This is a genomic window from Burkholderia sp. LMG 13014, from assembly GCF_905232215.1.
GTDB lineage: Bacteria > Pseudomonadota > Gammaproteobacteria > Burkholderiales > Burkholderiaceae > Burkholderia.
In genome coordinates this window covers 1-6859 of record NZ_CAJNKE010000320.1, presented here as the reverse complement: position 1 = coordinate 6859, position 6859 = coordinate 1, and the positions used below count along the sequence as shown (strand labels likewise).

Below are 6859 nucleotides of genomic sequence, written 5' to 3'. Positions count from 1 at the left end.
ACCGGCGCCGCACCGCGTGCAAGACCGTGCTCGACGGACTTCAGCAGCTTCTGCAGCGCGATGGGCTTCTCGAGGAAATCGAGCGCGCCGATCTTCGTCGCCTCGACGGCGGTATCGATCGTCGCGTGCCCGGACATCATGATCACGGGCATCGTCAGCAGCCCCTGCGCTGCCCACTCCTTGAGCAACGTCACGCCGTCGGTATCGGGCATCCAGATATCGAGCAGCACGAGATCGGGCGCCTGATTCAACCGGTATTCCCGCGCGGCTTGCGCGTTCTCCGCCGCCTCGACGACATGCCCTTCATCGCTGAGGATCTCCGAGAGCAATTCCCGGATGCCCATTTCATCATCTACCACCAGGATGGTTGCCATTTACGCTGCCTTTGTCTGCTCACTTGCTTTTGTCTTGGCGGGGGCCGCCCCGTCCTGCACGCCCGATTCGGCGCCTGGCGCATCGCTCGCCATCTGCAGGAACAGGATCGACACCTGCGCACCCTCGACGGTCTCGCCGTGCATGCGATTGCGCAGATCGATCCGCGCACCGTGCTCATCGACGATTTTCTTGACCGTGGCCAACCCCAGACCCGTGCCCTTCGCCTTCGTCGTTACATAAGGCTCGAACGCGCGGGTCAGGATGCGCGCCGGAAAACCGGGCCCGTTGTCGGACACGGTAAGACGTACCGCGACGCGCGTTTTGCCCTCGGCGTCGGGATCGCCATATTCTACTGTCTTGGTTTCGATCAACACACGCGGATGCGCCGACTCCGCGACCGAATCCTGCGCATTCTGCAGCAGGTTGTGAATCACCTGGCGCAGTTGCGTTGCGTCACCGCGTATCACCGGCAGCGACGGCGCGAGTTCGGCGACGATCGCGCTCTTGCCTTCACCCACGCCGTACAGCCCGAGCACCTCGCTCGCCAGTTCGTTCAACTGCAGATTCGAGAGCACCGCCGGCGGCGTGCGCGCGTATTCGCGGAAATCGTCGACCATCCGCTTCATCGCGGCCACCTGGTTGACGATCATCGTCGCGCCGCGCTTGAGCACATCGGCGTCGGGCGGGGCGAGCTTGTCGGACAGCTTCATCTGCAGCCGTTCCGCCGACAGCTGAATCGGCGTCAGCGGATTCTTGATCTCGTGCGCGAGCCGCCGCGCGACCTCGCCCCACGCGACCGAACGCTGCGCGGAAATCACGTCGGAGATGTCGTCGAACACGACGACGTAACCGGACGTCTGCGGATCGTCGGCCTGCCCCTCGACGGTCGACACGAGGCGCGTACCGCGCACGAGCAACGTCAGCGGATCGGCTTCGCCCGGCACTTCGATCGCGAACTGCTGCTGCCAGTGGCCGTGATCGCCGCTGCCGCCGTCGGACGCTGCCTCGCGATCGGCGAACGCCTTGCGCACCATCGCGCCGAACCCGGCGGCCACGCCGATCCGGTCGAGCGTCGTGCCGATCAGCGCGTTGAACGGCTGCCGGAAGATCCGCTCGGCGCCGCGATTGGCCGTCGTCAGCCGGAACTGGCGGTCGAGCACGAACACGCCGGCCGTCAGGTTCGCGAGGATGCTCTCGAGATACGTCTTCGAATGCTCGAGCGCGACGCGGTTCTTCTCCACCGCGAGCCGCGCCTCGGACAACTGGCGCGTCATCGCGTTGAACGACTGTGTGAGGAAGCCGAGCTCGTCACGCGTCTTGATCTCGCGCTTCGGCGTGTAGTCGCCTTCCGTGATTTCCTTCGTGCCCTGCGCGAGCAGGAACAGCGGCCGCGCGAGCTGCTGGCCGAGCGCGAGCGCGAGCATCATCGCGATGAAGGTCGCGAGGAACAGCGCGAGCGTCAGCGTGCCGATGTACATCTTGCGCAGCCCCGTGCGGCCGAGCGACTTTTCCTGGTACTCGCGATACGCGCGCTGCACCGCGTCCGCGTTGTGGGCAAGGGTGGGCGGCACCGGCTGCGTGAGCTGCAGGAAGCGTTCCGCCGGCTGCAGCAGCGACGTCGTTGCGTCGGGAATCGGCCGCACGACGCGCAACCGCAGCGCCCCCTTCGCACCGTGTGCGCGCGGGTCGCCGTCGACTTCGCCCTCGATCGCCGCGTACGCGCCGTGTTCGCGCGCCTGGTTCAGCATCAGCGGTGTCGGCAGGTCGTCCGGAATCAGCGCCGCGAAATTGCCCGATGCCTGCGCAACGATGTGCAGTTCGGGCGCCGCACCCGAGCCGGCACGGCTCGGCTCGATGATCGTCGCGTCCTGCACGCCGAACTGGTCGCGCAACCGCAGCAGCGTGAGCGTCGTGCCGTTGGTGTTCGCATCGACGCTCGCGAGCTGGTCGGACATCAGCCGTGCCTTCGTCTGCAGGTCGGACAGCGACGCATCGAGCATCCCGCGGCCGAGGTTCAGGCCGGCCGTCAGCGCCGTCTCGACGTTCACGTCGAACCACGACTCGATGCTGCGTGACACGAACTGGTACGACACGATGTAGATGATCCCGCCCGGCACCACGCCGACGAGCGCGAAGAACACCGCGAGCTTCGCGAGCAGCCGCGTGCCGAACTTGCCCTTCCTTAGGCGCACGACGATCATCCCGATCAGCCCGAGCACCACGAGCAGGAACACGAGCGCGACGACGATGTTCGTCGCGTACAGCCACGAGTAGTAGCGGTCGAAGAATTCGGTGTTCGCGCTCGCAGCCGCGAGCAGCACGAGCAGCAGCAGCGCGGTGAGCGCGACGGTCGAGACGATTACGCGAACGAGGAGGCTCTTCCCGCTGGCCGCGCGGCGCACTTTATTTAGCACGTTCGGTCACCGTGAAGTTGAAGCGCTTCCAGTCCGACCCGAGCGTCCAGTCGCGGTTGTTCACGGCATCGACCTGGAACGGCTTCGGCATCAGCGCCGTATCGAGCTGCATCCGCACCGATGCCGTGTAGGTTTCACCCGAGCGCACCTGGTTGCGGTCGATCACGTGCCACGACGTGATGTGCCTGATGACCGCGAGCGCATCCTTCAGCGACGGGAAGCCGAGCTGCAGGCCGCCCGTCGACACGCGATACTCGCGCGTGAGCGGCTGGAACGACAGGCGGATCGTCTGCGTCACCGCCACCGGCTGCTCGTCGAACCAGTACCAGCGCGCACGGCTCAACTCGAAGTCGGTCGTGAAATAAAGCGGAATGCCTTTGTTGACGGCATCCTCGAGGTTCGGGTTCAGCTCGAAATCGAAGCGGGCGTCGAGGCTCCAGCCGCTTCCGTCGGACTGGAGCGACGCGCGCTGCACAGCGATCGACTCGGCATGCGCCGGCCGGACGACGGCCAGGCACAGCGTCAACGCGACCATCAGGACGGCCGCGAGCCGAAGTGGAAAAAGGTGTTTGATCGTCACCGTTTCTGAAACCGCGCGTAGAAAAATCCGTCGTGATCGGTGTTGTGGTCGAGTGCGCCGGCGGCCGCCCCTCCCTGTACGCTGCCCGGCAGCAGCTGGCCGGGGGCGTCCAATCGTACCGCATCTTCACAGGCCGCTTCAAACCAGCGGGCCTGCAACTCGCCTTCTTCCGGGAAGACCGAACAGGTCACGTAAAGCAGTTCGCCGCCCGGCTTCACGAGCGGCCACAACGCCGACAGGATGCGGCGCTGTTCCGCGACGAGCGCCGGGATGTCGGCCTCGCGGCGCAGCCAGCGAATGTCGGGGTGCCGACGCACGATGCCGGATGCCGAGCACGGCACATCGGCCAGGATGCGGTCGAACGGGCGGCCGTCGTACCACGCGTCAGGTGCACCCGCGTCGCCGACGCGCACGTCCGCTTCGAGCGACAGCCGCACGAGGTTCTCGCCGATCCGCGCCGCACGCGCCGCGTCGCTTTCCAGCGCGACGACTTCCGCATCGGCGAGTTCGAGAATATGGCCGGTCTTGCCGCCAGGCGCCGCGCATGCGTCGAGCACGCGCATGCCGTCGCGCGCGCCGAGCCATTGCGCTGCGAGCTGCGCGCCGGCGTCCTGCACCGACACGACGCCGTCGGCAAACCCCGGAATGCGATCGACCGGCAGCGCCGACGCGAGCCGCACCGCATGCCGGCCGATCGCGGTCGCTTCGATCCCGTTCGCGCGCAGCGTATCGAGATACGCGTCGACGCTCGCACGGCGCGCATTCACGCGCAACGTCAACGGCCCCTGGCGCTCGCCGGCCGCGAGGATCGCCTGCCATGCGTCGGGCCATGCGCGCTTCACCGAATCGACCCACCACGCACGGTAGTTCCAGCGCGCGACGACATCGTCCTGCAGCGCCGCGACGAGTGCGTCGCGCTCACGCAGGAAACGGCGCAACACCGCGTTGACCATCCCCTTCGCGAACGCGCATTCGCGACGTGAGCCGATCACGGTCACGGCCTGGTCGACCACCGTGAACGCCGGATACGCGGCCTCGTCCGCCGGGTCGAGCAGCAGCGCGAACGCGCCGGCAAGTACTGCGTGCACGTGCGCGGGCGGCGCCTTGCTGATGAGCCGGCCGATCAGCCAGTCCGCGCTGCCGAGGCGACGCATCGTCCGGTACGCAACGTCCTGCGTCGCCCCGCGCCCGAGTGCCTGCGCACCGGACGGCATCTGCGCGAATACCGCGGACAGTGCTGCCGGCAGCGCGGTGCCGCGCCGCACCGCATCGACCGCCTGCGCGGCCGCGTCGAGTGCGAAGCCGAGCGAATCGGGCGCGAGATGCAGCGCGGACAGGCGCGCCGGGCGGCCGGAAGAAGACGGAGCGGTAGAACGGGTTCGTGTCATCGGAGCAAATTCGGCAAACAAGCGCGGCAAACAAATACGGCAAACAGCGGAATCGCGGCGCTCGCGTGGCCCTGCGATCCCAAACCGGCCATTGTAGCGTGCGACGCAGCAGCCCCTTTGGCCCCTTTACGGCGCACACAAATGAAACACCCCGCAGCGCGAAGCGTGCGGGGTGGCGTGGCGGCCCCGCGCGGCAACTGCCGCACGGTGTGCCGTGGCTTAATCGAAGCGACCGGTGCGCGCCATCTCCATCAGGCGCGCGATGCGCTCCTCGGTGGCCGGGTGCGTCGAGAACAGATTCTGCAGGCCGCCACCGTGCAGCGGGTTCATGATCATCATCTGCGCGGTGGCCGGATGCTGCTCGGCCGCCTGGAACGGGATGCCCGCCGCATAGCGATGGATCTTGTCGAGCGCGGTCGCGAGCGACTGCGGATCGCCGGAAATCTGCGCGCCGCCGCGATCGGCCTCGAACTCGCGTGCCCGCGAAATCGCCATCTGGATCAGCGCACCGGCGATCGGCGCGAGCAGCGCGACCGCGATACCCGCGATCGGGTTGGCCGGCCGGCCGTTCTCGTCACGCCCGCCGAAGAACATCGCGAAGTTCGCGATTGCCGAGATCGCGCCCGCCATCGTCGCGGTGATCGTCGAGATCAGGATATCGCGGTGCTTCACGTGCGCGAGCTCGTGCGCCATCACGCCGCGCATCTCGCGCTCCGACAGCACGCGCAGGATGCCCGTGGTCGCGGCAACCGCCGCATGCTCGGGGTTGCGGCCCGTCGCGAACGCGTTCGGCGCATCCTCGTTGATCAGGTAGACGCGCGGCATCGGCAGGTTCGCGCGCGTGGCCAGCTCGCGCACCATCCGGTAGAACTGCGGCGCCGTGTTCTCGTCGACTTCCTGCGCGTTGTACATGCGCAGCACCATCTTGTCCGAAAACCAGTAAGAGAAGAAATTCATGCCGAGCGCGAACAGCAGCGCAATCGTCATGCCGCGCGAGCCGCCTATCATCCCGCCGATCACGATGAACAGGGCCGTGATCGCGGCCATCAGCATCGCCGTTTTGACCCAATTGAACATACCCACTCCTTATCCGTCAGGGGCCCGCCGCGCATCAAAGGGCACGGCGGAAAATTGTAAGCTATTTGTTAGATAAGGTCTTGCCGGAAAAATTCAATCTCAGCGTTGCGATGCTGCAAGACGAAGGCCGAGGCCGACGAAAGCGCTGCCGACCGTGCGGTCGAGCCATTTCTTGACGCCCGGCTTGCCGGAAAAGCGCGCGGTGACACTGCCCGCGACCCAGGCGACCAGGCTGGTCCACACCGTGCTCATGGCGACGAACACGCCGCCGAGGGTCAGGAACGCCCATGCCTTGTGCGGGCTGTCGGCCGCCACGAACTGCGGGAAAAACGACACGAAGAACAGCACGACCTTCGGGTTCAGCACGTTGGTCCAGAAGCCCTGCATGAACAACTGGCGCAGCGGCTTCGCGGCTTGCGCGGCGGCCGTGCCCGACGGCTCGGCCGCCTGCTTCGCGATGATCATCCGCACGCCGAGGTAGATCAGGTAGGCGGCGCCGACCAGCTTGATCACCGTGAACGCGGCAGCCGACGCCGCGAGCAGCGCGGTCAGGCCGAATGCGCAGGCGAGCGCGTGAACGCAGCAGCCGGCCGAAATGCCGAGTGCCGACATCAGCCCCGCGCCACGGCCCTGCGCGACGCTGCGGCCGACGATATAAGCCGTATCGGGGCCGGGCGTGACGTTCAGCAGGAAGACTGCCAGCACGAAGAAGCCGAAATGGGTGATGCCGAACATGAAAACCTCGAAACCGGGAAGCGCAGGGAAATTCTACGCGCGCCTGCCGCACCGCGCGACTCGGCCGTCCGGCCGATTGCGCACGCCCGGCAGGCCGTGTCGAATGACAGTCAGGCCGCTTCAGGCAACGTCAGTCAGCGCGAAACGCTGGCCCGCGGCGAGCGGCGAGCCGGCCAGGAATTCGCGCGCGGGCAGCCGCTTGCCGCCCGGCTTCTGCAACTGCGTGACGCGCAGCGCACCGCTGCCGCACGCGACGACCACGCCTTCCGGCGCGATGATCGAGGAGGCGC

Annotated in this window: 5 protein-coding genes and 2 pseudogenes; all 7 read right to left on the bottom strand. The window is 67.0% G+C overall.

Features of this window, described 5'->3' with window-relative positions:
• A pseudogene (gene esaR / locus JYJ84_RS24625) lies at nt 1-374 on the bottom strand (response regulator transcription factor EsaR); the annotation flags it as partial.
• Complete coding sequence (gene esaS / locus JYJ84_RS24620; RefSeq protein WP_122946534.1) at nt 375-2789, bottom strand: sensor histidine kinase EsaS; 2415 nt, start codon at nt 2787-2789, stop codon at nt 375-377.
• Nucleotides 2779-3369 carry a DUF4390 domain-containing protein gene (locus JYJ84_RS24615; RefSeq protein ID WP_175222406.1) on the bottom strand — a complete coding sequence of 197 codons (591 nt, stop codon included), beginning with the start codon at nt 3367-3369 and terminating at the stop codon, nt 2779-2781. Before JYJ84_RS24615 ends, esaS begins: the two co-directional genes overlap by 11 nt.
• Entirely contained in the window at nt 3366-4757 is a 1392-nt protein-coding gene (gene rsmB, locus JYJ84_RS24610; RefSeq protein ID WP_175222405.1) for a 16S rRNA (cytosine(967)-C(5))-methyltransferase RsmB, read from the bottom strand. Before rsmB ends, JYJ84_RS24615 begins: the two co-directional genes overlap by 4 nt.
• Before the next feature lie 219 nt (nt 4758-4976).
• Nucleotides 4977-5834 (bottom strand): zinc metalloprotease HtpX, encoded by an 858-nt coding sequence (gene htpX, locus JYJ84_RS24605; protein WP_011353570.1) that lies wholly within the window; start codon nt 5832-5834, stop codon nt 4977-4979.
• 99 nt (nt 5835-5933) lie between these two features.
• Complete coding sequence (locus JYJ84_RS24600; protein WP_122946537.1) at nt 5934-6569, bottom strand: LysE family translocator; 636 nt, start codon at nt 6567-6569, stop codon at nt 5934-5936.
• A gap of 120 nt (nt 6570-6689) precedes the next feature.
• A pseudogene (locus tag JYJ84_RS24595) lies at nt 6690-6859 on the bottom strand (methionyl-tRNA formyltransferase); the annotation flags it as partial.